25 protein-coding genes are annotated in these 24,475 nt (G+C 66.6%); 10 read left to right on the forward strand and 15 right to left on the reverse strand.

From position 1 onward, the window contains the following. Positions 1-45 precede the first annotated feature (45 nt). From WC597_RS00560 to WC597_RS00615, 12 genes are read right to left on the reverse strand one after another with little or no spacing between them, the layout of a single operon-like run. Positions 46-516, reverse strand: coding sequence for a hypothetical protein (locus WC597_RS00560; RefSeq protein ID WP_372691275.1), 471 nt, complete (start codon positions 514-516; stop codon positions 46-48). Further along, positions 513-1,103: a response regulator gene (locus tag WC597_RS00565; RefSeq protein ID WP_372691276.1), complete on the reverse strand. Its 591-nt coding sequence runs from the start codon at positions 1,101-1,103 to the stop codon at positions 513-515. The genes WC597_RS00560 and WC597_RS00565 overlap by 4 nt, the downstream gene beginning before the upstream one ends. Positions 1,104-1,107: 4 nt before the next feature. Then, positions 1,108-1,452 (reverse strand): hypothetical protein, encoded by a 345-nt coding sequence (locus tag WC597_RS00570; RefSeq protein WP_135194676.1) that lies wholly within the window; start codon positions 1,450-1,452, stop codon positions 1,108-1,110. Between the two features lie 2 nt (positions 1,453-1,454). Further along, positions 1,455-2,000, reverse strand: coding sequence for a chemotaxis protein CheD (locus WC597_RS00575; protein ID WP_372691277.1), 546 nt, complete (start codon positions 1,998-2,000; stop codon positions 1,455-1,457). Further along, positions 1,997-2,386, reverse strand: a complete 390-nt coding sequence (locus WC597_RS00580; RefSeq protein ID WP_008262387.1) for a response regulator — start codon at positions 2,384-2,386, stop codon at positions 1,997-1,999. Before WC597_RS00580 ends, WC597_RS00575 begins: the two co-directional genes overlap by 4 nt. Positions 2,387-2,401: 15 nt before the next feature. Further along, the gene (locus WC597_RS00585) at positions 2,402-3,439 is read right to left on the reverse strand and encodes a chemotaxis response regulator protein-glutamate methylesterase (protein ID WP_372691278.1); all 1,038 of its coding nucleotides are present in this window, start codon (positions 3,437-3,439) and stop codon (positions 2,402-2,404) included. Beyond that, complete coding sequence (locus tag WC597_RS00590; RefSeq protein WP_372691279.1) at positions 3,436-4,299, reverse strand: protein-glutamate O-methyltransferase CheR; 864 nt, start codon at positions 4,297-4,299, stop codon at positions 3,436-3,438. The genes WC597_RS00585 and WC597_RS00590 overlap by 4 nt, the downstream gene beginning before the upstream one ends. Beyond that, the gene (locus tag WC597_RS00595; protein ID WP_372691280.1) at positions 4,296-4,751 is read right to left on the reverse strand and encodes a chemotaxis protein CheW; all 456 of its coding nucleotides are present in this window, start codon (positions 4,749-4,751) and stop codon (positions 4,296-4,298) included. The genes WC597_RS00590 and WC597_RS00595 overlap by 4 nt, the downstream gene beginning before the upstream one ends. 3 nt (positions 4,752-4,754) lie before the next feature. Beyond that, positions 4,755-6,983: a chemotaxis protein CheA gene (locus WC597_RS00600; protein ID WP_372691281.1), complete on the reverse strand. Its 2,229-nt coding sequence runs from the start codon at positions 6,981-6,983 to the stop codon at positions 4,755-4,757. Positions 6,984-7,041: 58 nt separating this feature from the next. After that, positions 7,042-7,407 (reverse strand): response regulator, encoded by a 366-nt coding sequence (locus tag WC597_RS00605; RefSeq protein WP_135194671.1) that lies wholly within the window; start codon positions 7,405-7,407, stop codon positions 7,042-7,044. Beyond that, positions 7,404-7,679: an STAS domain-containing protein gene (locus WC597_RS00610; RefSeq protein ID WP_372691282.1), complete on the reverse strand. Its 276-nt coding sequence runs from the start codon at positions 7,677-7,679 to the stop codon at positions 7,404-7,406. Before WC597_RS00610 ends, WC597_RS00605 begins: the two co-directional genes overlap by 4 nt. Further along, positions 7,679-9,547 carry a methyl-accepting chemotaxis protein gene (locus WC597_RS00615; RefSeq protein WP_372691445.1) on the reverse strand — a complete coding sequence of 623 codons (1,869 nt, stop codon included), beginning with the start codon at positions 9,545-9,547 and terminating at the stop codon, positions 7,679-7,681. The genes WC597_RS00610 and WC597_RS00615 overlap by 1 nt, the downstream gene beginning before the upstream one ends. Positions 9,548-10,127: 580 nt before the next feature. Between WC597_RS00615 and WC597_RS00620 the strand changes: the two genes are divergently transcribed. Genes WC597_RS00620 through WC597_RS00635 form a run of 4 tightly spaced genes read left to right on the forward strand, consistent with a single transcriptional unit; the run spans position 10,128 to position 14,908 of the window. Then, the gene (locus WC597_RS00620; protein WP_372691283.1) at positions 10,128-11,504 is read left to right on the forward strand and encodes a nitrogen regulation protein NR(II); all 1,377 of its coding nucleotides are present in this window, start codon (positions 10,128-10,130) and stop codon (positions 11,502-11,504) included. Beyond that, on the forward strand, positions 11,501-12,112 hold the full coding sequence (fixJ, locus tag WC597_RS00625; protein WP_372691284.1) for a response regulator FixJ: 612 nt from the start codon (positions 11,501-11,503) through the stop codon (positions 12,110-12,112). Before WC597_RS00620 ends, fixJ begins: the two co-directional genes overlap by 4 nt. A gap of 34 nt (positions 12,113-12,146) precedes the next feature. Then, positions 12,147-14,636 carry a helicase-related protein gene (locus tag WC597_RS00630; RefSeq protein ID WP_372691285.1) on the forward strand — a complete coding sequence of 830 codons (2,490 nt, stop codon included), beginning with the start codon at positions 12,147-12,149 and terminating at the stop codon, positions 14,634-14,636. Next, complete coding sequence (locus WC597_RS00635) at positions 14,633-14,908, forward strand: RNA-binding S4 domain-containing protein (RefSeq protein ID WP_372691286.1); 276 nt, start codon at positions 14,633-14,635, stop codon at positions 14,906-14,908. Before WC597_RS00630 ends, WC597_RS00635 begins: the two co-directional genes overlap by 4 nt. Here the strand turns inward: WC597_RS00635 and WC597_RS00640 are convergent. Then, positions 14,898-15,524 carry a YceI family protein gene (locus tag WC597_RS00640; protein WP_372691287.1) on the reverse strand — a complete coding sequence of 209 codons (627 nt, stop codon included), beginning with the start codon at positions 15,522-15,524 and terminating at the stop codon, positions 14,898-14,900. The two genes, WC597_RS00635 and WC597_RS00640, sit on opposite strands and share 11 nt — an antisense overlap. A 188-nt stretch (positions 15,525-15,712) precedes the next feature. Here WC597_RS00640 and fdxA point away from each other — a divergent pair, with 188 nt between their 5' ends. The 3 genes from fdxA to WC597_RS00655 all read left to right on the forward strand — a co-directional run bounded on the left by fdxA (position 15,713) and on the right by WC597_RS00655 (position 18,212). Beyond that, positions 15,713-16,054 (forward strand): ferredoxin FdxA, encoded by a 342-nt coding sequence (gene fdxA, locus WC597_RS00645; protein WP_159846606.1) that lies wholly within the window; start codon positions 15,713-15,715, stop codon positions 16,052-16,054. Between the two features lie 301 nt (positions 16,055-16,355). After that, positions 16,356-16,886: a CarD family transcriptional regulator gene (locus tag WC597_RS00650; RefSeq protein WP_159846611.1), complete on the forward strand. Its 531-nt coding sequence runs from the start codon at positions 16,356-16,358 to the stop codon at positions 16,884-16,886. A 456-nt stretch (positions 16,887-17,342) separates the two neighbouring features. Next, positions 17,343-18,212: a beta-1,6-N-acetylglucosaminyltransferase gene (locus WC597_RS00655; protein ID WP_372691288.1), complete on the forward strand. Its 870-nt coding sequence runs from the start codon at positions 17,343-17,345 to the stop codon at positions 18,210-18,212. A gap of 71 nt (positions 18,213-18,283) precedes the next feature. On the opposite strand, the gene WC597_RS00660 is transcribed toward WC597_RS00655, so the two are convergent. Beyond that, entirely contained in the window at positions 18,284-18,805 is a 522-nt protein-coding gene (locus WC597_RS00660; protein ID WP_372691289.1) for a DUF3617 domain-containing protein, read from the reverse strand. Positions 18,806-18,999: 194 nt separating this feature from the next. On the opposite strand from WC597_RS00660, the gene rpmB reads away from it, so the two are divergent. Together rpmB and WC597_RS00670 are read left to right on the forward strand one after the other, a co-directional pair. Then, positions 19,000-19,305, forward strand: coding sequence for a 50S ribosomal protein L28 (gene rpmB / locus WC597_RS00665; RefSeq protein WP_372691290.1), 306 nt, complete (start codon positions 19,000-19,002; stop codon positions 19,303-19,305). A gap of 112 nt (positions 19,306-19,417) precedes the next feature. After that, complete coding sequence (locus WC597_RS00670) at positions 19,418-21,142, forward strand: M1 family metallopeptidase (protein ID WP_372691291.1); 1,725 nt, start codon at positions 19,418-19,420, stop codon at positions 21,140-21,142. Between the two features lie 155 nt (positions 21,143-21,297). On the opposite strand, the gene WC597_RS00675 is transcribed toward WC597_RS00670, so the two are convergent. Further along, on the reverse strand, positions 21,298-22,074 hold the full coding sequence (locus WC597_RS00675; protein ID WP_372691292.1) for a transglutaminase family protein: 777 nt from the start codon (positions 22,072-22,074) through the stop codon (positions 21,298-21,300). 232 nt (positions 22,075-22,306) lie between these two features. Here WC597_RS00675 and WC597_RS00680 point away from each other — a divergent pair, with 232 nt between their 5' ends. Further along, positions 22,307-24,475 carry a histidine kinase dimerization/phosphoacceptor domain -containing protein gene (locus WC597_RS00680; protein ID WP_372691293.1) on the forward strand — a complete coding sequence of 723 codons (2,169 nt, stop codon included), beginning with the start codon at positions 22,307-22,309 and terminating at the stop codon, positions 24,473-24,475.

Here is a 24,475-nt window from a genome sequence, read left to right on the forward strand (position 1 = left end):
GTCCTGATTCGTTTCACGCTTGTTCCGCAGGATCGGGATAGGCTGTTAACCGGCGGGCGGAACGTGGGCGGTCAGGGCGCGCAGGCCTTCCAGCAGGCGGTCGGAATCGGCGGTGGCCCGGCCCTGATCGGCCAGGGTCAGGCGCAGGACGCGGACGTGGACCTCGACCGAGGGCCAGGACCAGACGCCGGCGGCGCGCATCCGGTCGGCGATCTCGCACAGGCTGAAGGCGGCTTCGAAAAAGGCGGGGACGTCCAGATAGCCGGCCATGTCGACCATGGCGGAGGCGAAGGCGTAGATCTGGGTCGGGGCGTCGTCGGGACGGCTGGCGCACAGGGCGTCGATGGCGTCGATATTGGTCGCCAGCAGATCGAAGACATGATCGCGCTGACCCTCCAGCGCCTGATTGGCGCGGGACTCGGCCTCGACGATCAGCCGTCCGCCGGGGCGGGCCATCTGACGCTGGAGCGAGGTGTGGACCTTGCGGATGGTGGGCTTGACCGGTGCGTCCGTCACAGGCTGACCTTCATCGGTTTCATCAGCATGTCGATGTCGTCCTGATCCATATTCTCTTCGACGGCGGCGCCCAGTTCGCCGGACAGGTCGCTCTCGCGACGGCCGTCGGCGCCGGCAGGCGGGCCATAGTTGCGCACCCGGCGGTCGGGTCCGACGTAGTGTTCGGCCTCGACGAAATCGCGATCCTCGGCGCCCAGCCAGATGATGCGCTTGAGCAGCAGCGACGGCGACAGGGGCTTGGCGACCATGAAGCTGGCGCCGCAGTCGCGGCCCTGATGGACCTTGGCCTGAGACGCATGACCCAGGATCATGATGACGGGCACATACCGGGCCGGCGTCGGGGCGTCACGACGCAGCCAGCGCACGAACTCATAGCCGTCCATATCGGGCATGATGCAGTCGATCAGGATCAGATCGACGGCGCGGCGGGCCAGCAGTTCGACGGCCGCCTGGGCCGAGTTGCACTTGATCTGTTCCTTGCAGCCGAAGCCCTGGACGATGGAGCCCAGCATATCCAGCGACGTGGGCTGGTCATCGATCAGCAGGACCGTGGTGTGCGCCAGATTGACCCGATCGCTCTTGGCCATGACATCAGAACAGCATCAGGTCGCCGGCGTCGGCGGTGGACGCCGGACGATGTTCGCCGGCGGCGGGCCGCAGGCGGCCGGCCATGTCGGCCAGCGACAGTCGGCTGACGGCCTCGGACGGACTGGCGCCGCCGCCCAGCATGCGCAGGACGCCGGACAGGGCCTCCAGCCGCTGGGTCAGGGCGTCGAGCGCCTGGGCCTGGGTCAGGGCGTTGGGGCGTTCCTCGGGCGGGGCGCGGCGGACCAGGTCGCTGACCAGGGCCTCGATCCCGTCGATGCCTTCGCGCACCAGCATCAGTTCGTCGGCGACGGCGGCCAGCAGGTCGGCATGTTCGGGAGGCGCGCTCATGATCAGAACAGTTCCAGCGCGCCGGTATCGACCGGCGGAGCCATGACGGGGACGGGCTTGGGCGCGACGACATCGGTCACGGCGCGTTGCAGGGCGCGGCCGGAGACGGGCCAGTAGTGCAGGCGCCGTCCGCCATCGCCACGCAGGCTGCCGCCCACGACCGGAATGCCTTCGTCGCGCAGGAATTTCTCGGCGAAGTCGGCGTTGCTGCGGCCCACGTCGCGCAGACTGTCGAACATGCGGCCGCCGCCGAACAGCTTGGCCTCCATGCGCTCGCGGCGACCGCCGGCCTTGAGCATGTCGTTGATCAGCAGCTCCATCGCATAGGCGCCGTAGCGACGCCCGGCGTCGGTCCCCGCCCCCGAGCCTTCCGGCAGCAGGAAGTGGTTCATACCGCCGACGCCCGCCAGCGGATCGCGCAGGCACATGGCGACGCAGGACCCCAGGATGGTGCTGAGCACGACGTTGGGATCAGACGTGATGTGGTGCTCGCCCTGACCGACGTGAACGCGCTTTTCCACGCTGTCCTTCAGAGCGGCGAAACTCATGTCAGGGGACCGAAGACGGCTTCCAGCTTGCCTTTGAGCTGAGCGACCGTGAACGGCTTGACCAGGTAGTTGTTGACGCCGAACTGCACCGCGCGCTGGACCAGTTCGCGGTCGGCCCGGCCGGTCAGCATGATGAAGGCGGTCTTGGACGTGGGCGGGTGGGCGCGCACGGCGCGCAGCAGACCCAGCCCGTCCAGGTTCGGCATGTTGTAGTCCGAGATGATCAGGTGCGCGGGCTTGGAGATGATGTCGCGCAGCGCGATCTCGCCGTCGGCAGCCTCGCGGATCTCGCGAACGCCGAGTTGTTGCAGACTGGTGCGGACCAGCGAGCGCATCGTCATCTGATCGTCGACGACCAGACAGTGGAGAGAGGCGGCGGCGGGCATGATTTACGCTCCCGGTTAGGCGACTGACCGCGCGGCCGGATCGGCGCACAGTTCGAGGATGGCGGGGGACAGGCGGTGCAGCGGCAACTGCCGCTCCACGGCGCCCAATTCGAAGGCGGCTTTCGGCATGCCGTAGACGACGCAGGTGGCCTCGTCCTGGCCCAGGGTGCGGCCGCCGGCTTCGCGCATGGCGAGAAGTCCCTTGGCGCCGTCCTTGCCCATTCCGGTCAGGATGACGCCCGTCATCGGACGCTTCAGGCGCACGACGGACTCGAACATCACATCGACCGACGGACGGTGTCCGTTGACCGGATCGCTGACGACCAGTCGGCAGCGCGGCGACATGCCGGACGCGACCTCCAGATGGGTCGCGCCGCCGGGCGCCAGATAGATGTGGCCAGGCTTCAACGGCGCGCCGTCCACGGCCTCGGTCACCGTCGGGGCGCAGACGCGGTCCAGGCGGGCGGCGAAGCTGGCGGTGAAGGTCGCCGGCATATGCTGGGTGATGACCGTGGCGGGGCAGTTGGCGGGGAAGCCGCTGAGCACCGTCAGCAGGGCCTCGACCCCGCCGGTGGACGAGCCGATGGCCAGGACGTGGTTGGGATTGGGCCGATAGGTGCGCGGCGCCTCGGCGGCGGCCGGGGTGTCGCCACGGGCGCGGACGCGCGAGCGGGCGGCCATCTTCACCTTGCCGATCAGATCGTGGAAGGCGTCCACGCTGGCGACCGCCGGCTTGGCGACGGCATCGACGGCGCCGATTTCAAGCGCAGCCAGGGTCACGTCGGTCCCCGCAGCCGTCAGGGTCGAGACCATGACCACCGGCATGGGCCGCAGCCGCATGATCTTTTCCAGGAACTCCAGCCCGTTCATGTTGGGCATTTCGACGTCAAGGGTGAGGACGTCGGGGTTCAGGGCCTTGATCGCGGCGCGCGCCTCGATGGGATCGGCGGCCGTGCCGACGACCTCGATCTCGGGGTCCGACTTCAGCGCGGCCGAGATCAGGCCCCGCATGGTCAGGCTGTCGTCGACGACCAGGACACGAACGGGGCTCATGCCGGGCCGCCCAGGCGATAGGTCGTCAGGCCGGCGGTCTGAAGCTGGCTGGTTGCGCCGCCGGAGACACGCTCGGAATGGCCGATGTACAGGGTCGCGCCGGGGTTCATCAGCGGCGTGAACCGCTTCCACACCCGCTCCTGCGTCGCGTCGTCGAAATAGATGACGACGTTGCGGCAGAAGATGACGTCGAACTTGCCCTTCATCGGCCAGTCGCCGATCAGGTTCAGCTCCTTGAAGCTGACCAGACGCTTCAGCTGTTGACCCGCCGTCCAGTTGCCCCGGTCCGCACGGTCGAAATATTTGCGCCACAGGGTGACGGGCGCCGGCTCCAGCGCCTCTTCGGAATAGGTGCCGTCGTGGCCCTGGGCCACCATGTTGGGATCGATGTCGGTGGCCAGGATGCGCACGTCCAGGTCCGCCGCCTCGGGCAGGACCGACAGGATGGTCAGGGCCATCGAATAGGGCTCCTGCCCATTCGAACAGGCGGCCGACCACAGGCGGACCCGGCCGCCGGCGCGCGCACGGGCGACCAGTTCCGGCATGACCCGATCGCGCAGGTCGTCAAAATGGTGCGGCTCGCGATAGAAGCGGGTGACGTTGGTCGTCAGGGCCGCCGTCATCTTCTGACGCTCGTCCACCCCGTCCACGCCTTCGACCAGGGCGCAGTAGTCGCGGAAGCTGGTCAGACCCAGGGTGCGCAGACGCTTGGCCAGGCGCGAATAGACCAGCGCGGCCTTGCCCTCGTTCAGGGCGATGCCGGCATGGGCATGCAGCATTTCGGCGATGTGTCGGAAATCGTCGGCGGTGAAGACGAACTCGCCCTCGACGATGGATCCCCGGCCGGCGGCGGCGTTCATGCGGCTTCTGCTTCGACCTGGGGCAGGATGTAATCCAGTTCGATCAGGCTGATCATGCGGCCGTCGATGGAGAAGATGCCCTTGACGAAGGTCTTGACCTGATCGCTGGCCACGTCGGGCGTCGGCTGGACCGAGGCCTCGCTCATCTGCAGGATGTCGGACACGGCGTCGACCAACAGCCCCACCATCCGGCCGCCGACATGGGCGACCATGATGACGTGGCGGGCCGTCGGTTCCGAGGTCGTCAGGCCGAAGCGCGCGCCCAGGTCGATGATCGGCAGGACGGTGCCGCGCAAGTTGATCACGCCCTTCATGTATCCCGGCGAACGGGGCAGCGGCGTCGCGGGCGTCCAGCCGCGGATTTCACGCACCGACATGATGTCGACGCAGAATTCCTGGCTGCCGATGCGGAAGGCGATGAGTTCGCTTTGGAGGTCTTTGGCTTCGGTCATGGATCAGCTCGCGAGCTTGAAATCGGGGCGGATGGATTTGCGGCGCATATCGGTGACGATGACGTCGACGTCGAGGATCAGGGCCACGCGGCCGTCGCCAAGGATGGTGGCGGCGGCGACGCCCTCGACCTGCTGGTAGTTGGTTTCGAGGCTCTTGATGACCACCTGGCGCTGGCCCTGGATGGCGTCGAACAGAAGGGCCGCCTGCTGGCCGCTCTCGGTCTCGACGACCACGGCGACGCCGTCGGTCGGATTCATAGGTCGCTCGCGGAAGCCCATGATCAGGGCCACGTCGATCAGCGGCAGGAACCGCTCGCGGAAGCGGATTACGGGATCGACGCCGCCGACGAAATGCAGGTCGGCGGCCTGGGGCGTCAGGCTCTCGACGATGGCCGGCAGGGGCGCGATCAGCGTCTGTTCGGCGGCGGCGACGACCATGCCATCCAGCACCGCGAGCGTCAGCGGCAGGCTGAGGGTGAAGGTCGATCCCTTGCCGGGGACCGAGCTGATGGAGATACGGCCGCCCAGGGCCTGGATCGAGCGCTTGACCACGTCCATGCCCACGCCCCGGCCCGAGATGTCGGACACGACGGCGGCGGTGGAGAAGCCGGGCGCAAAGATCAGGTTGTCGATCTGCTCATCGGTCAGGGGGGCGTCGGCGGCGATCAGCCCCTTGTCGATGGCGATCTTCTTGACGCGTTCGCGGTTGATGCCGCGTCCGTCGTCGGAAATCTCGATGACGATCCGGCCCGAACGGTGCAGGGCGGCCAGACGCACGGTGCCCTCGGCCGACTTGCCGGCGGCGATGCGCTCGTCCGGCTTTTCCAGCCCGTGGTCGATGGCGTTGCGCAGCATATGGGTGATCGGCTCGGCCAGGCGTTCGACCACGGTCTTGTCGACTTCGGTGTCCTCGCCGACGGTGACCAGGCGGACCTGTTTGGAGACCATGTCGGCGACTTCGCGGACCAGACGCGGCATGCGCTGGAACACCGACTTCACCGGCTGGGCGCGGATGGCCATGACGCTGTCCTGGATTTCGCGCGTCAGCAGCTCCAGGTCTTCGAGGCCCAGGGCGATGCCGGACGAGCGGGCCAGGCCGCTTTCCAGGACGCGTTGCGACAGCATGGCCTGCTGGATGACCAGCTCGCCGACCACGTTGATCAGGCGATCCACCCGATCCAGATCGACGCGGATCGTCACCGGCGCCGGAGCGACGGGGGCGGAAGCCGGAGCGGCGGCGGCAGGGGCCGGGGTCGGCGCCGCAGCCGCAACGGGCGGCGGCGCGACGACGGGCGCCGGCTCGGGCTCGAAGACTGCAAAGGGGATGGCCTCGGACGGCGTCTCAACGACCGCGCCGCCGGCCTTGGCCAACAGGGCGGCGATGTCCAGATCGTCGCTGGCCGGCAGGATCGCCGCCGGCTCGTCTTCGAACGTCGTGCTCATGTCCGACGCGCCTCCCATGTTGGCGCCAAGCGGCGTGATGGTCAGTTCGCAGTCGCTCTCGACGAAGTCGAAGACCTCGCGCACGGCGGCCTCATCGACGGCGGCGTCCAGATCGATGGTCCAGGTCAGGCAGCCGTCCTCGACCGACAGGGCGTCGAGCGGGTCGACTTCGCCGTCGTCCAGAGCCACCGTGATCGGGCCGAGGCGACCCAGTTCGCGCAGCAACAGGCCGGTCTCGTTGGCGTTGGCGTACATCCGGCCCAGCGGCTTGAACACGACGCGCCAGCCGACGGCCGGCGTTTCGGGCGTGGTGGCGGCGGGTTCGTCCAGCGGCATGTCGAAGGCCATCGGCATGAAGCCGAAATCGTCGTCTTCGTCCTCGACCACGGGCGGCGCCTCGCCGCCGTGGGTCAGCATTTCCAGTTCGACGACCAGGGCGGCGGAGCGCCCCTCGTCCACCTGCGGGATCAGGCCCTGCGCCGCCTGGATATGATCGGCCAGCACGTCCGACGCCCGCAGCAAGGTCTTGATCGTGACCGTGTCGCAGGGTTTGCGGCCCGCGCGCAGTTCGTCCATCAGCGTCTCGAAGACGTGGGCGAACCGCACCAGGGCTTCCAGCCCGAAGGCCCCTGCCCCGCCCTTGACGGAGTGGACGGCGCGGAAGACGGCGTTGATCGTCTCCAGGTCGGTCTGACCCTGCTCCAGCAGCATCAGCTTGGCCTCCAGGTCGGCGAGCAGTTCGTCGCATTCCTGGAAGAAGGTGACTTTGATGGCTTCGAAGGCGTCCATTAGGTGCGGGTCCGGCGGGCTTTGGCGATCAGACTGGGGGCGATCAGACTGGGTGCGATCAGGCGGCGACGCGGCGGACGGCGTCCACCAGTTTTGCGGGGTCGAAGGGTTTGACGATCCAGCCGGTGGCCCCGGCGGCGCGAGCACGCGCCTTCTTCTCGACGTCGCTCTCGGTCGTCAGCACCAGCACCGGCGTGGTGCGGTGGTTCGGATCGGCGCGCACGCCCTCGATGACGCCGAAACCGTCCATGCGAGGCATATTGATGTCGGTGATGATGACGTCGGCGCCCCTGGCGGCCAGCGTCTCCAGCCCGTCCACGCCGTCGACGGCCTGGATCACGGTGTAGCCCGCGTCTTCCAGCGCCATCAGCAGCATGTCGCGCATGGTGCGGGAATCGTCGATCGTCAGAACGGTCTTGGTCATGCCGTCAGCCCCTCGGTATTGAAGTCGGGCGCGCCGAAAGCCGCCCACTGTTCTGTCCAGTATTGGGACACAGACCCTAAGCTTAGGTTGACGCCGTCGGCGGCCCAGGTCTTGCGGGCCGACAGCAGCACTTGCAGGCACAGTCCCCCCAGCCGTTCGACCGCCGAGGCGTCCAGCGTCAGGGGATGACCGCGCAGGGCCAGCAGATCGGCCTTCAACGGTTCGGCCGCGTTCAGATCGAGAACGTCGGGCAGGATCAGGGTCTCGCTCATCAGAACTCCTCCCAGCCGTCTTCGACGGCCGCAGCTTGTGGTTTGAGGGCCGCGCCGCCGCGTCCGATGGTCTTCAGCGCGGCGACCATGCGGTTGGCAGGCTTGGCGGCAGGCGCGACGCGCCTGGGCGCGGGCGCCGAGCGGTGCGACGCCGCCGCGCCGGTCTGGCCCACGTTGAACTGGGCGACGGAGGATTGCAGCGCCTCGGCTTCCTGAGACAGGGAGTGGCTGGCGGCGGTCGATTGCTCGACCATGGCCGCATTCTGCTGGGTGACCTGGTCCATCTGGTTCACGGCCGTGTTGACCTGGGCCAAGCCGACGGCCTGTTCCTGGGCCGAGGCGGCGATTTCGGTGACTAGACTGTCGATCTCGGCGACCCGGTCCACGATCCGTTGCAGGGCCTCACCGGTCTCGCCGACCAGCTTCACGCCCGCGCCGACCTGACCCGTCGAGGCCGAGATCAGGGTCTTGATCTCTTTCGCCGCCTCGGCCGAACGCTGGGCCAGGGCCCGGACTTCAGAGGCCACGACCGCGAAGCCGCGTCCCGCGTCGCCGGCCCGCGCCGCCTCGACGCCGGCGTTCAGGGCCAGAAGGTTGGTCTGGAAGGCGATCTCGTCGATGACGCCGATGATCTGGTTGATCTGATTGGACGAGCCTTCGATGGCCTGCATCGCCTGGACGGCGTCACGCACCACCACGCCGCTCTTTTCGGCGTCGCCGCGTGCGGCTTGCACCACGTCCGAGGCCTGACGCGCGCCAGAAGCGGTCTTGTTCACTGTGGCGGTGATCTCGTCCAGGGCGGCGGCGGTTTCCTCTAGCGAGGCCGCCTGCTGCTCGGTGCGGCGCGACAGGTCGTCGGCGGCCTGCGAAATCTCGCCGGCGCCGGAGCGGATGCCCGAGATGTTGCCGACCACGACCGCAATAGCCTGTTGCAACTGGGCGATGGCGGCGTTGAAGTCCGACTTCAGGTGCGCGGCTTTCGGATTGAACTCGACATCGATACGGAATGTCATGTCGCCGTTGGCCATGGCCGACAGGCCTTGCCCCAAGGCCGTGATCGCCCGAATGTCTTCCGCCGCCTCGCGCGCCTTTTCGGCCTCGCGTTCGGTGCGCTCCTGCTCGGTCATCGAACGGTGAGAAGCGGCTTCCCTCTCGACGCGGACCTTGTCGACGGCGGCGTCGCGGAAGGCGACGATGGCCTGGCCCATCTTGCCGAACTCGTCCTTGCGGTCGGCGCCGACGATCTGGATCGACGTGTCGCCCGCCATCAGCTTTTGCATATAGCCGATCATCGTGAGGATCGGCCGCGTGATGGCGCGGGTCGCGACGAAACCGGCAGCCAGAGCGATCAGAAGCGCAGCGATCAGACCGATGACGACGGCATTCATGGCGCTGCGAGTGGCGGCGGACTGGGCCGCGCGCGCCGCTTCAAGAGCAGCGTCGTTGGAGGCCTTGATCTCGTCGATCGCTTCTTCCAGCGGGGCGACATAGGTGTCGGCGACGCCGGTGCGGCCGACCATCTGCACGGCCTCGGCGCCGCGGCCGTCGCGAACCATCGCGCCGCCGACTTCGACGACGTTCTTGTACCAGGTCGCATTGGCCTCGACGGCCTTGTCGACCGGCGCGGCGCGATCGGCGGGCAGATCCTTGCGCAGTTGTTCCATCGCGGCCAGGAACTTGGCGCGGTGAGCATCGACGCGTTCGAGATAATAGGGATCCTTCGACAGCAGATAGCCGCGGAAGGCGTTCTCCTGACGGGTCATGTAGAATTCGGCCGTGGCGGTTGTGCGGTTGTCCTTGTTCGCGACGCTGCGCGTCGCGCCGGCGCTTTCCATCTTCAACAGGCTGGTCACCACGACGGCGCCCATCACGGCGATCGCCGCGAGCACGAGACCGAAAGCCAGGAACAGCTTGCGGCCGACCGGCAGATTCTCAATCAACTTCAACTCTACATCCCCCGATAGTGTCTTTTTATTCAGAACGATTTAGCCGGCGGCGACATCGCGCCCCGGCGCCCGAACCTGGACCGTGACCGGCGACGCAAGGCTTGCAGCCGCGACGATCAGAGGCGAGAGGACGGAAAACGAACGAAGCATTGTGGTCCCTGGAAGCTTCTGCATTGTGCAGTCCAAGGATGAGGCGATGATTAATATTATTTCTGAACCACGCTCTAGGTAGGAATGCGTAGGGCCGGCACAGCTTGGCGCCGGGGCTCAGATCGCAGCGCATGGCTTTCGAAGCGAATTACGTATTTCCACGCATAACAAGATCGCGTATGGAAAATGAGTCAAAAAGACGGCAGGTAAATGTCCCAGTGATGTTGCTCACCCACGATTGTTCACAGTGAAACGGGATAACGCCAGTCTTCGAGGGTCTGATCGTCACCTCTGCACTCTGCGACGCACAAAGACTTGGTGGAGCGGCGCTTTCGTCGCCTGTATCTCAGTATTGATCGCCGTCGGCGTGCGCGTGGCGCTCGAACCCATTGGACATTTCTATTATCTGCCGATGGTGGCGGCCGTCATGGTCACGGCCCTGTTGGCGCGGCGCCTGTCGGTCATTCTGGCGATCACACTCTCCATAATCGCCAACGAAGTGATGGTGCAGAGGCAAGGCGCGCTCGATGCGACGGTGAACGCCGTCCTCTTCGCCGTCGTCGCCTGGGCCATCGCAGAGGTCTGCCGCCGCCTAGGCGGCGCCCTCAGGACCGCGCGAGCGCTGACGCGCGACCTGGCCATGCGGGAAATGCTTCTGGAGACCATCCTGACGTCCGTGCCGATCGTGACCCTGGATCGCGAAGGGCGCACACAGCGCGTGACGCCCGCCGCAGCCGCGCTTCTGGGCGTCAGCCGAGAAGAAGCCGCGACCCTGCCGTTTCACACGCTGGTGCCGTGTTTCGATGAGGCCGCCCTGGAGTCTGCACGGCAGGGCGGCGAGGTTCTGTCGCCGTCTACGGGCTTCTGGGCGGTTTGGCGCCCAAACGCCTGCCCCGTGCCGCTGACCATCCACGCCAATGTACTACCGGACGACATCTGGCCCGAACATATCGTTCTGGCCCTTGCCGAACAGAGCCAGTCAGAGGCGATGCGGCAACGCGAACGCGACCTGACCGAAAAACTCAACAGCGTCTGGCGCCTGAACTCGATGGGCGAGATGGCCGCGACCCTGGCGCACGAGATGAATCAGCCCCTGACCGCCGCAGCCGTCTATCTGCACGCCGGCCAGGCCGCCCTGGCCAAGGCGGGATCCCCGGCAGACGAAGCGACGCGCGCTTTGGAACTGGCCAAGGCGCAATTGCTGCGTGCGGGCGAAATCATCCGACGCATGCGTGAGCTTCTTGCGACCGGATCACGCAGCTTCACCGAGGAGCGCGCCTCTCAGATGATCCAGGACCTGGATCCGGTCTTCACGCTGATCGGGCGTGACACCGATGTCACCATCTACATCCAGGCCGATGGCGAGGACGATCATGTACTGGCGGATCGCATTCAATTGCAGCAGGCCCTGACCAACCTGGTCAAGAACGCCGTGGACGCGGCCATTGGACAGGAAAACGGCCGCGTGTCCGTCTCGGGTCGTTCGTTGGGCGCCGAAGGCTATGAGATCGCCGTCGAGGACAATGGGCGTGGCATTCCGACCGATCAGCGAGACAGCATCTTCCATCCGATGATCTCGACCAAGGCGGGCGGCATGGGTCTGGGGCTGTCCGTGACGAGGTCCATCGTGGAAAGCCACGGCGGCGCCCTGACCGTCGGTCGCAGTAAACTTGGCGGCGCCGCTTTCACCTTCCGACTGCCTCACAGCCAGGAGCTCGACGCCGCATGAACGCGCATTCCGTCTTCATCGTCGACGACGACCCAGCCATGCGGGACTCGCTCGTTCTCATGTTACGAGGAGCGGGCTTTCGAGCGCGCGCCTTCGCCAGCGCCGACGACTTTCTGGAGAACCTGCCGACCGACAAGAGCGCCTGCGTCGTCAGCGACGTGCGTATGCCCGGCGTCGAAGGGCCGGAACTGGTGCGCAGGCTGAAGACGCTGAGAGGCGAGCGCTGGCCCGTAATCGTCATCACCGGCCACGCCGACGTACCGCTGGCGGTTCAGTTGATGAAGGCCGGGGTCGTCGATTTCATCGAAAAACCCTTCGATCCCGAACATATCCTGGACTGCGTCGGTCGCTGCATCGCCTCGCTGACCAGCCTGGAGGCGGATCGGACGGCGCGCGATGAAGCCAACAGTCGTCTGGCGACCCTGACCACTCGCGAGCGTCAGGTGTTCGACGCCCTGATCGACGGCTGTTCGAACAAGGAAATTGCGCTGCGGCTGGAGATCAGCCCCCGCACGGTGGAGATTTTCCGCGCCAAGGTGATGACCAAGATGCAGGCGTCGAACCTGTCCACCCTGGTTCGCATGGGAATGCGCGCCGGCGACGCTTGAGCCGGAAGGGAATCGTCTCCACCTTAGGGCGGACATGAGCGACCGGTCCGCAGGCCTCGCCCCGTCCCGCGTCACTGCGGTCCTGGGGCCCACCAACACCGGCAAGACCCATCTGGCGGTCGAGCGGATGCTGGGTCACGCCTCGGGCATGATCGGCCTGCCGCTGCGCCTGCTGGCCCGCGAGATCTACGAGCGCATCGTCCGCCAGCGCGGGGCCGCCGCCGTCGCCCTGATCACGGGCGAGGAAAAGATCGTCCCGCCGCGGCCGCACTATTTCGTCTGCACCGTCGAGGCTATGCCGCTGGAGCGGTCGGTCGAGTTCCTGGCCATCGACGAGATTCAGCTGGTCGCCGATCCCGAGCGCGGCCACGTCTTCACCCAGCGACTGCTGCACGCGCGCGGGCGGTTCGAGACCATGTTCCTGGGCGCCGGGACGATGGAGCCATTGATCCGCCGCCTGGTGCCGGACGTGGAGATCGTGACGCGGGACCGGCTGTCGACGCTTTCCTACGCCGGGTCCAAGAAACTGACCCGCCTGCCCCGGCGCAGCGCCATCGTCGCCTTCTCGACCGAGCGGGTTTACGCCATCGCTGAACTGATCCGGCGTCAGAGAGGCGGTGCGGCCGTGGTCATGGGCAGCCTGTCGCCCCGCACCCGCAACGCCCAGGTCGCCCTGTATCAGTCGGGCGAGGTCGATTTCCTGGTCGCAACCGACGCCATCGGCATGGGGCTGAACATGGACGTGGACCATGTCGCCTTTGCGGGTCTGAGGAAGTTCGACGGTCGGCGGACCCGCTGGCTGCACGCGCACGAGATCGGTCAGATCGCCGGCCGCGCCGGACGGCACCTGCGTGACGGCACCTTCGGCGTCACGGCCGAGGCCGAGGATCTGGATCCCGACCTGGTCGAACAGGTGGTCGAGCATCGCTTCGATCCGGTCGAGGGCGCCGAATGGCGCAACGCCAAACTCGATTTCGACACCCTGCCTGACCTGCTGCGGTCCCTGACCGTCACGCCTCAGCGCATCGGCCTGAACCTGACCGGCGAGGCTCTGGACGAGACCCTGCTGCGCCGTCTGATAAAGGACGAGGAGATCGCCCGCATCGGTCGATCGCGCGGCGCCATCATGCGGCTGTGGGAGGCGTGCCAACTGCCCGATTTCCAGAAGACGACGCTGGACGAGCATGCGCGGTTGGCCAAGGACGTCTTCCACGCCCTGACCGGCAAACGCGGCCGCCTGACCGACGACTGGATGGGGCCGCGCTTCGCCTTCGTGGACCGCGACGACGGCCAGATCGACCAGCTGTCGGCGCGGCTCTCGGCAGTCCGCACCCTGTCCTACATCGCCAACCGGCCCGACTGGGTTCACGACGCGCAAGGCTGGCGCGACAAGACCCGTGCGCTGGAGGACCGGCTGTCCGACGTGCTGCACGAGCGGCTGACCGCCCGGTTCGTGGATCGCCGCACCACCGCCCTGATGCGGGCCTTGAACGTGCGGGACGATACGTTCGCCGGGGTCGCCGACGACGGCGAGGTTACGGTCGAGGGACAGGTCGTAGGCCAACTGGAGGGCGTTCGCTTCCAGATGGAGAAGGGCGCCTCGGCGCTGGAAGACCGCACCCTGCGCCAGGCGGCCGTGCGCGCTGTGACGCCCGAGATCAACCGCCGCCTGGGCCGGCTGGCGGCCGAGACCGACGAGGCCTTTTCCGTCACGCCGGATGGCGCGGTCCTGTGGCGCGGCGTGCTGACCGCCCAGATCGTGACGACGCCGCAGGGGGCCGATCCGTTCTCGCCGTCCGTGCGTCTGCTGGGCGATCTGGGACCGACGCCCGCCCGCGAACGGGCGCAGCGCCGGATCGAGGCTTGGCTGGCTGCCGAGGCCGGCCGTGCGCTGCGAGATTTGCGCCGTCTGCGTCAGGCCGTCGAAAGCGGCGCGCTAAAGGGCCTGCCGCGCGGCATCGCGTTTCGTCTGATCGAGGCCGGCGGCCTGATCGACCGACGCGAGGTCGAACGCGATCTGGCGGCTCTCAGCCAGGTCGAGCGCCGCACGCTGAAGAGTTTCGCCATCCGCGTCGGCGTTCATTCGGTGTGGCTGCCCGGCCTGCAAAAGCCCCGCGCCCGACATTTCGCGCAAGGGTTCGTGGACGCGCCGCTGATCCCCGCGACGCCCGACCTGATCCCCGCGCCGGTCGAGCCGCCCTCGCCGCGCCTGCTGTCGGCCTCGGGCCTGCGCCAGGCCGGTCGCTGGCTGGTCGCCGTCGAGGCGCTGGAGAGGATGACCGAGTTGCGCGCCGCCCATCATGGCAGGTTGTCGGACGAAGCCCTGATCGACCTGGGCTGGAGCGCCGATCAGGCCAAACAGGTCATCGCCGCCCTGAAGACCGAACGCGCCCGCCTGCCTGACAAGCCCGGCGCGGCGCCCAGGCCGGTGAAAGATTCGCCGTTCGCGGCCCTGGCCGCTCTGACGGAGGCGCCGTCTGCGCGGCCCAAGCGTCGTCGCCAGCGTCGGAAGGCGACGGCTTGAGCGAGGACGCCTGTCGCATCGACATCTGGCTGTGGCGCGCGCGGTTCGTGAAGACGCGGGGGCTGGCCGCCGATCTGGTCGAGCGGGGCGCGGTGCGGCTGACGCATCACGGGCGGGAGGTGCGGCTCGACAAGCCCAGCCGCTGCGTCCACGTCGGCGACCTGCTGACCTTCGCCCAAGACGGGCGCGTCACCAGCCTGAGTGTGGAGGCGCTGGGCGAAAGGCGCGGACCTGCCGAAGAGGCCCGCGCCCTTTACTCAATTATTGCTTGAGAACGAACTCGCCCTCGATGTGCAGCTTCACTTCGTCGGACACGGCCGGCAGGGCGTAGTTGATGCCGAAGTCCGAACGCTTGATCGTGGCCTCGCCGTCGAAGCCGGACTTGTAGGCGCCCATGACGGTGCCGGCGCCGTTGAACTCGACCTCGATGGTGACGGGCTTGGTCACGCCGCGCAGGGTCAGGTCGCCGACCACGGTCGCCTCGTTGGCGTCATCCGAATCCACCGTCACCGAGCGCGAGACGAAGGTCGCCGTCGGGTGGTTGGCGGTGTCGAAGAAGTCGGCGGTCTGCAGGTGGGCCTTCAGCCGGTCGTCGTTCGGCGCCACGTCGGTCAGCGGAATGGTGGCGGTCAGGGTCGAGGCCGACGGATTGGCCGGGTCCAGCTTCAGCTCGGCCTTCACGTTCACGAACTGGCCGGTGTAGGTCGACAGGCCGAAGTGGTTCACCGACCAGGTGATCTTGCCGTGGCCGGAATCGAGATCGTAGTTCCCGGCGGTGACCTGGGCGGGGATCTTGGTCAGGGCGGCCTGGGCCACCACTGCGCCGCCAGCGGCGAGGCTGACGGCTAGCGCGCCGGCGACGGCGTATTTCATGAAGGGAGAGCGCATGGAGGGGTTCCTGTCGATGGGACGGTGAATATGCAATCAATACGGTTGCGATTAAGCCCGACTGTTGTCAAGCGGGCTCAAACCGGCTTGCGAACGTCTCTCGCCTTAAGCCCTGCTGTTGACAGTTGGTTGCGTGGCCGCCATGTCGCAGGCCTCCCGCTCACAGTCCGACACCCGTTCTTCGCCCAATGACCTACATCGTCACCGACGCCTGCGTGAAATGTAAGTTCATGGACTGCGTCGAGGTGTGTCCGGTGGACTGCTTCTACGAGGGCGAGAACTTCCTGGTCATCGCGCCCGACGAGTGCATCGACTGCGGCGTGTGCGAGCCGGAATGCCCCGTCGACGCCATCGTGCCCGACACCGAGGACGAGCCGGACGGCAAGTGGCTTCAGGTCAACGCCGAATACGCCAAGGTCTGGCCCAACATCACCGTCAAGGGCACGCCCCCCGCCGACCGCGAACAGTACGAACGCGAGACCGGCAAATACGAGAAATACTTCAGCACCAAGCCGGGCAAGGGTTCCTGACTTTACGGCTGGCGACGATCAAGCCTTGCCGCAAATCCACGTCCACCCTGTGGACGTTTTGAAATTCCGCAGATTTGTGATAGGTTCTGTTTCATTCGATCGGGCGGTCCGCGAAATCTTCGCGCCGCCCGTGTTTGCGACAGCATCCCGCCCATAGACGGGATCGGCCAGAGGTTTGGTGATCCGTTTCCGCATTTGACGCCTGACATCATCCCCTCCGACGGAGCGATCCGGCGGATGAGATCCTGTTTGCGTTTCCTGCGCCTTCGCGTCGCCCGGCCCTGACCGGGAAAGGACGATTATGACGAGCAAGACTGGTCTGGAGTTCAAGGTTGGCGACGCGGTCGTCTATCCGGCGCACGGCGTCGGTAAAGTCGCGGCGGTCGAGGTCCAGGAAGTCGCGGGCATGTCGCTGGAAGTCTATGTCGTGACCTTCGACCACGAGAAGATGACCCTGCGCGTCCCCACCAAGAAGGCCGCGACGGCCGGCCTGCGTTCGCTGGCCGCCGACGATGTCGTGACCAAGGCCCTGACCACCCTCAAGGGTCGCGCCCGCATCAAGCGCACCATGTGGTCGCGTCGCGCCCAGGAATACGAAGCCAAGATCAACTCGGGCGACCTGATCTCCATCGCCGAAGTGGTCCGCGACCTGCACCGCGCCGACACCCAGCCGGAACAGTCCTATTCGGAGCGTCAGCTCTATGAATCGGCCCTGGACCGTATGGCCCGTGAAGTCGCCGCCGCCAACAAGATCGACAAGGACGCCGCCGTCGAGCTGCTCGCCAAGTCGCTCAGCGCCAAGAAGCCGATCCCGACCGCCGAAGCCGCCTAAATACCGGTTGGGGCTTCGACCTCGGACAAACGAAAAGGCCCCGGAGCGATCCGGGGCCTTTTTGTTTTCGGGTTCTACTTGCCGGTTTTCCCCGACTTTCCAGGCACGGGAACCAGGTTCTTCAGGCTGGGCTGGGACGCGTTCGCCTTGGGCGGCGCGACCTTCTTGGACTTGCCCTTGCTCTCTTTCACGGTGATCGACCTTTTCTGTGAAAGGTCAGCCTAGCAGGCGGCCTACCTCCAAATGAGGCCGCACAGGCCCGCGCCCATGGCTTTTGAGCCAGGACTTCCCAAATAGGAGGATGGTCGCCGAGAGCGAACCGCCCTCAGGCGGTTGATCGGATCCGGTTTGACCACCATGCGAAACCTTCGATCTCATGATCTGGCTCATCGAGCTGTCCGTCGCGCGCGCCGCCGCGACGGGTTTTCCCCTTTCAACCAAGGGGAGGGCGGACGCATGATCGGCTATCTGATCCTGGTCCACCGCTATCCCGAACAGTTCAAACGCCTGTTCGACGCCGTCTATGACCCCGCCAACCATTACGTCGTTCACGTCGATCGCAACTCGGGCCCCGAGCTGGAACAGCAGATCCGCCAGTTCCTGGCCCCCTATGCCAACGCCGACGTCATCGAGAGCCGACGCGCCCTGTGGGGCGGCTACAGCCTGATCGACGCAGAGCTGCGCGGCATGAAGCGTCTGCTGGAAATGAGCGACGACTGGTCGGTCTTCATCAACCTCAGCGGCCAGGACTTCCCGTTGAAGTCTCAGGCCGAGATCATGGGCTTCCTGGCGAAACACAAAGGCCAGGAGTTCATTCGCGCGGTCGATCAGCGCAAGATCCGCCCCGACACCATGAACCGGGTCCGCAACATAGTGTTCGAGCGTCCCGGCGGCATCCTGCGCACCATCCTGCGCCGCCCGTTCCTGCGCGGGGCCACGCCCTATATCGGCAATCAGTGGATGATGGTCAGCCGACGCTTCTGCGACTTCGTCTGCAACGACAAGGCGGCGGATCGCTTCAAGGCCTTCTATCGCCACACCTTCATCGCCGACGAAGGCTTCTTCCAGACTGTGATGAAGAACACCGACGTCCATGGGCCGATGGTCAACGACGACATGCGGATGATCGACTGGATCCCCGACGGCGAGATCAAGCTGCGCCCGCGCACCTACACCCTGGCGGACCTGCCCGAACTGAAGGCCAGCCCGTCACTGTTCGCGCGCAAGTTCGACGCCGAGGTCGATGACGCCGTCATCGCCGCGCTGGAGGACTGGATCGCCCCCGTCGGCGCCAACAGACCGATCCCGACCGCCGAAGCCGCATAGACTTCGACCTCGGACAAAAGAAAAGGCCCCGGAGCGATCCGGGGCCTTTTTTGCTGCTCGCTATACGGGCCTCAGAAATACTCGGCGTTGGCCGGGCACTGGGCGCTGATGCGGCGTGCGGTGATGCTGGCGGGAATATAGGGGGTACCGCGCACGATCTGGGCGCCCCCGCGGAAGCTGAAGCTGGTGTCCGTATAGGTTCCGTTCAGTCGCACGGCGATGCGGCGACCCTTGCGGTCCTGGCACGTGCCCTCGAAGCGCGCATTGCCATCGCCCACCACGCGGGTCGGATAGGTGCAGCGCCACTTGTTGGTCGACAGGCCGCCGAAGAAGCGGTTGATCTCGCTGGGGCGGACACAGCGTTGCAGCGTGTCGCGCTGGCCCACGGCGCTGGTGGTATATTCCCAATAGCCGGGCAGGACTTCGGACTGGGCCGCCGTCTGGGCGGGGGCGGTGGCGGGCGCGGCCAGCATGAAGCCGCCGGCGACGACCGGGGCCAGGACGGCGAGCGCGCGCTTGGGCAGGCGGTCGATCAGCGACGGACGGGACATGGCGGCCTTCTGTTCTGCTTGGGTCTCTTCTGGGGTCTTCATGATATGGCCCATACAGCGCGGCATTTGAATGACGGCTGAACGAACCGCTGGCTTTATGCGTCCAGACTCAGCTTGACGCCGAACCGCCTCTTCCCTTATACGGCCCCCTCTCGCGCGGGCTGGTTCCCGCGCGCAACTGTTTCATGCGTCTTCTCCCATGCTCGGGCTGGACGCCGCACCTTAAGGATCTGACGATGTCGCGTCGTTGCGAACTCACCGGTATCGGCCCCATGGTCGGCCACAATGTGAGCCACTCGAACATCAAGACCAAGCGCCGGTTCCTGCCGTCGCTGAAGACGGTCAAGCTGACTTCGGAAACCCTGGGCCAGACGTTCAGCCTGCGTATCTCGAACGCCGCGCTGCGCACCCTGGACTACAAGGGCGGCCTGGACGTCTTCATCGTCAAGGCTCGCGACGAGCAGCTGTCGATCGCCGCCCAGCGCATCAAGCGTCAGGTTCGCGCCAAGATCGCCGAGCAAGCCGCCGCCGCCGCCGCCTGATCGGCGTCTGCGACATAGAGTTCTGGAAGAGGCCGGTGGAAACGCCGGCCTTTTTCTTTGCGCGTCATCCGGGCCGCGCTAAGCCTTCCCTGCCAGACCGAAGGGAAGTTGGATGCGCATCACGGTTCTGCTCGCCGCAGCGAGCCTTCTGGCCCTGACCGCCTGCGCCACCGCCCCGGCTTCGACGGCCGCGACGACGCGTGAATCCACCCCCTACACCCTGGCCACCGACCAGCCGTTGACGGTCGAACAACAGGCGATGCGGTTCGACAAGGCCAACCTGACGATCAAGGTCATTCCCGCCGACAAGGCCATCGACGCCGTCGCCGTTCTGGACTTCACCGCCAAGGCGCCGTTGGAGGCCCTGGTCGTCGATCTGGATACGCTGCTGACCATCTCGTCGGTCCAGATCGACGGGATCGAGGTCGCCGTCGACCGCTGGTCCAATCCCGAGGGCCGGCTGACGGTGCAGTTGGCACAGCCCCTGGCCGCCGGACAGTCCGTCGCCATGCGCGTCGCCTATGCCGGTCAGCCGCGCGTGGCGCCCCGCGCGCCGTGGGACGGCGGCTTCGTCTGGTCCACCGCCCCGTCGGGCGAGCCGTGGATCGCCACGGCGGTTCAGGGCGAGGGCTGCGACATCTTCTGGCCCTGTATCGACAGCCCGCACGGCGAGCCGGGCCGGGTCGATCTGCACATCACCGTCCCGTCCGATCTGTCGGCGCCGTCCAACGGCCGGTTCCTGGGCAAGGTCGATCACGGCGACGGCTGGACCACCTGGAACTGGACCGCCAAGTCGCCCAACACCTACGCCATCGCCCTGAATGTCGGCCCCTATCAGGAGGCCGCGGGCGCGTATCGCAGCCGGTTCGGCAACACGATCCCGATGGCCTACTGGCATCTGAAGTCCGACACGCCCGAACAGGTCCAGGCCCTGTTCGCCCAGTTTCCCAAGATGCTGGACTTCTTCGAGGCCACCGTCGGCCCCTATCCCTTCGGCGACGAGAAGATGGGCGTGGTCGAGACGCCTCATCTTGGCATGGAGCACCAGACCATCAACGCCTATGGCAACGGCTACAAGATCGACGGGCGGGGCTATGACTGGCTGTTGCAGCACGAGTTCGCCCACGAATGGTTTGGCAACCAGCTAACCAACCAGAACGCCGACGACATGTGGCTGCACGAAGGGCTGGGGTCGTACATGCAACCCCTGTACGCGCGCTGGCTGCTGGGCGACCGCTATATGCAGCGCGAACTGGCCAACCAGCGCGAGGGGCTGATCAACAAGTTCCCCGTCGTCTCGGGCACGCCCAAGACCGAGGACGAGGTCTACAAGGGCGATGTCGGGCCGGGCAACGACATCTATTCCAAGGGCTCGCTGATCAGCCATTCACTGCGGATGCTGATCGGCGATGCGGCCTTCCACGAGGCGATCACCCGGCTGGTCTATGGCCGACCCGATCCCCGGCCGGGCAATTTCGCGCCGCTGTATCGTTCGACCGGCGACTTCCTGAACATCGTCAACTCGGTGACGGGCCAGGATTATGGCTGGTTCTTCCGCGGCTATCTCTACAACGCCGCCCTGCCGGTGCTGACGCAGATGCGCGAGGGCGAGATGTTGCGGCTGGCGTGGGCCACGGGCGACGGCGGGCCCTTCCCCATGCCGCTGGAGGTCGAGATCGACGGCGTCGTCCAGACCGTGGCTATGACGGATAGGCGCGGCCAGGTCGCGGTTCCGGCCGGCGCCCATGTCCTCATCGACCCGCAGAACAAGGTGCTGCGCCAGATGGACGTCATCGACGAACTTCAGGCCTACAAGGCGGCGCAGCAGCCCAAGTAACGATCCTTCTCCCATTGGGAGAAGGTGGCCCGAAGGGCCGGATGAGGGTCGGCCGGTGGGCCAACTCGCACCACCCGCCCCTCACCCTTTCGCGCCAGAACGACGGCTATGCTGTCGTGCGCTCAAGCCCTCTCCCAATGGGAGAGGAACAGAAATCAAGCCGCCGCCACCGTCACCGACTGGCGCACCATCTGGCAGCGCTCCTGGGTCGTCAGGAAGGCGATGTCGGCCGCGTCGCGTCCGCAGGCGATCCGCACCAGACCCTCGACCGGCGCCAGGCCCGTCGCATCGACCAGCCACCAGCCATTGTCCAGCCAGACCTCGAAGATGGCGTGAAAATCGGGCGGCTCCAGCTGGTGGGCGAAGGCGCTGACGGCGCGCGCGGGAATGCCCGAGGCCCGGCACAGGGTCATGCCCAGGTGTGTGAAGTCGCGGCATACCCCAGCGCGGTCGATGAAGGTGCGGGCCGCCGTGGTCTCGGTATCCGAGACCCCGTGCTCGTAATCGACGTTGGCGGTGATCCAGTTCAGGATCGCCAGCACGCGCGCGCCCCCCGCCGTATCGCCGAACTCGCGCGTGACGAAGCGGCCGAACTGGTCCGACGGGCAATATCGGCTGGGCTGCAGATAGGGCAGGACCTCGGCAGGCAGTTCGCCCCAGTCGTGTTGGGATACGCTGGGCGGCAGGCCCTTCAGCACGCCGTTCTCGACCACCGCCTCATAGGTCAGGGTGACCTCGCCCTCGACATGGCAACGCAGGGTGCGGGCGCCGAAATCGACGTCCTCGTCCTCATGGAATTCCACAGGCGGATCGAAGGTCAGGGTCTCTTCGATGATGTCCTGGCCGGGCCAGTGGGCGACCTGGATCTTGTAGATGGCGTCCGTCGGCGGATCGAAACGATAGACGAGCTCGGCGCGCACGCGCAGTTTCATGAGGGCCTACCGTTCCGAGCGAAATGAAAATGGACGAGGCTGCTGAACGCCATGCGCCCTGGGCCGTTCCGTGTCCGTGACGCGCCTTCTAGCGCGGCTTCACGCCCGTGAAAATCGACAAGACAAGACAGTGTGTTAATCTGGCGCCCATGATCGCTTCCCCTGCCCTTCTCGCTCTTCGGGAAGCCGCCGACCACCCGTCCCCGCAACCGCAGACGCGGGACGCCTGCGCATGACCGAGACTCTGGAAAACGTCGAACCCGATCTGACCGAATGTGATCGCGAGCCGATCCACATTCCACAATCCATTCAGCCGCACGGCTTCCTGCTGGTGCTCGACCTGCAATCCCTGACGATCCGCCAGGGTGCGGGCGCCATCGAGGATCTGACCGGCCGCACCGTCTGGATCGACCGCCCGATCGCGGACGTGCTGGGCGATGTCGCAGACCGGCGTATCCGCTCGATGGCGGCCTTGCAGGAGACCGGTTTCGCTTGCCGCTGGCGCGCGACCAACCGGCTGGAATATGACGTGGTCGTCCACCGCGCGCCCAATGCCGCCGCCGCCGACGACCTGATGATCGTCGAGGTCGAACAGAGCTCGCAGCAGGCGCGCTTGGGCATCGACCTGGTCGCCAATCTGGACACCGCCGGCGCATCGCTGGAACGGGCGGTGACGGTGCAGTCGGTGTGCGATCGGGCGGCCGAAGCCTTTCGCAAGCTGACCGGGTTCGACCGGGTCATGATCTACCGCTTCCACGACGACGACGCGGGCCAGGTGGTCGCCGAAGCCCGTGCGGACGGAACAGGCTCCTTCCTGAACCACCATTTCCCGGCCGCCGACATCCCCAGACAGGCGCGGGCCCTTTATCTGCGCAACCCCGTGCGGGTCATTCCCGACAGCCGTTATAGGCCCCAGCCCTTGCGGCCTGTCGCGCCCGGCGAAGCGCCGCTGGACATGAGCGACAGCGGCCTGCGGTCGGTGTCGCCGATCCATCTGCAATATCTCCAGAACATGGACGTGCGGGCCTCGGCCTCGGTGTCGATCATCGTCGATGACGCGCTGTGGGGGCTGATCGCCTGTCACAACGCCTCGCCCAAACTGCTGCCCTACGAACTGCGGGTCGGCTGCACGACCCTGACCCGCAATCTGGCGCGCCAGCTGAAGGCCAAGGGCGACGCCGACCTTTATCGCGAGCGCACCCGTCTGCGCCGCATGGAAGACGAACTGGTCGGTCGGCTTCCGACGGATCGGCCGCTGCGCGAGGCGCTGGCCACGCGCGCCGATCCGCTGATGCAGCTGACGGGCGCCGACGGCCTGGCCATCGTCGGCGACGGCGAGATCCAGACCTTCGGCTATACGCCGCCCCGCGATGCGGTGGGCGCCGTCGCCGCCTGGGCGGCATCGCGGCCCGGCCTGCGCCCCGTGTCGTCCCACAACCTGTCCGCCGTCCTGCCCCAGGCCAAGGCCTGGACGACGCATGCCAGCGGCCTGTTGGCCGTCACCCTGCCCATCGACCAGCCGGTATCGATCCTGTGGTTCCGATCCGAAGTGATCGAGACGGTGCGCTGGGCCGGCAATCCCTCGACCGCCGACAAGACCGGTCCCAACGCCGTGCTGACGCCCCGCGCCTCCTTCGAAAGCTGGTCGGAATCGGTTTCGGGCCGCGCCCATCGCTGGAGCCCCGCCGCGATCGAGTCCGCCGGACGGCTTCGCGACGCCCTGGCCGACTATGCCGCCATCGACCAGCTGCGCCGCCTCAACCGCTCGCTTCAGGATCGCCTGTCCGAGCGGGATCTGCGGCTGGAGCAGCAGCAATATCTGATCCGCGAAGTAAACCACCGGGTCCAGAACAGCCTGACCCTGGTGTCCAGCTTCCTGGGCCTTCAGGCGCGCGAGCAGACGGGAGGCCCTGCGGCCACGGCCTTGAACGAAGCGCGTCGTCGCGTGCGCGCCGTCTCGGCGGTGCACAGCCGCCTCTATCTTGGCGACCAGGTCGCCTCCATCGACATGGCCCGCTACATCGGCGATCTGGTGGAGGATCTCAGTTCCAGCATGGGGCCGGACTGGACCGCCGCGATCGAGACGGATCTGGACCCGGTCTGCGTCGACGCAGGGCGGGCCGTCACCATCGGCCTGATCCTGACCGAGCTGATCATCAACGCCCAGAAATACGCCTACAACGGCAAGCCCGGTCCGCTGCGGATCATCATGGAAGACCAGGGCGCCCACTTCCGCCTGTCGGTCGAAGATGAAGGCGCCGGCGGCCATCTGGCGGGTAAGGGCTTCGGCTCGATGATGATCCAGAGCCTGGTGGGGCAGTTGGAAGGCACTATCGACTATCTGGACCGGGCGCCGGGCCTGGCTGTGAGCCTAAAGGCGCGGATCGATCCGCTGATCTGA

The organism is Brevundimonas sp., from assembly GCF_041648115.1.
Classification (GTDB): domain Bacteria; phylum Pseudomonadota; class Alphaproteobacteria; order Caulobacterales; family Caulobacteraceae; genus Brevundimonas.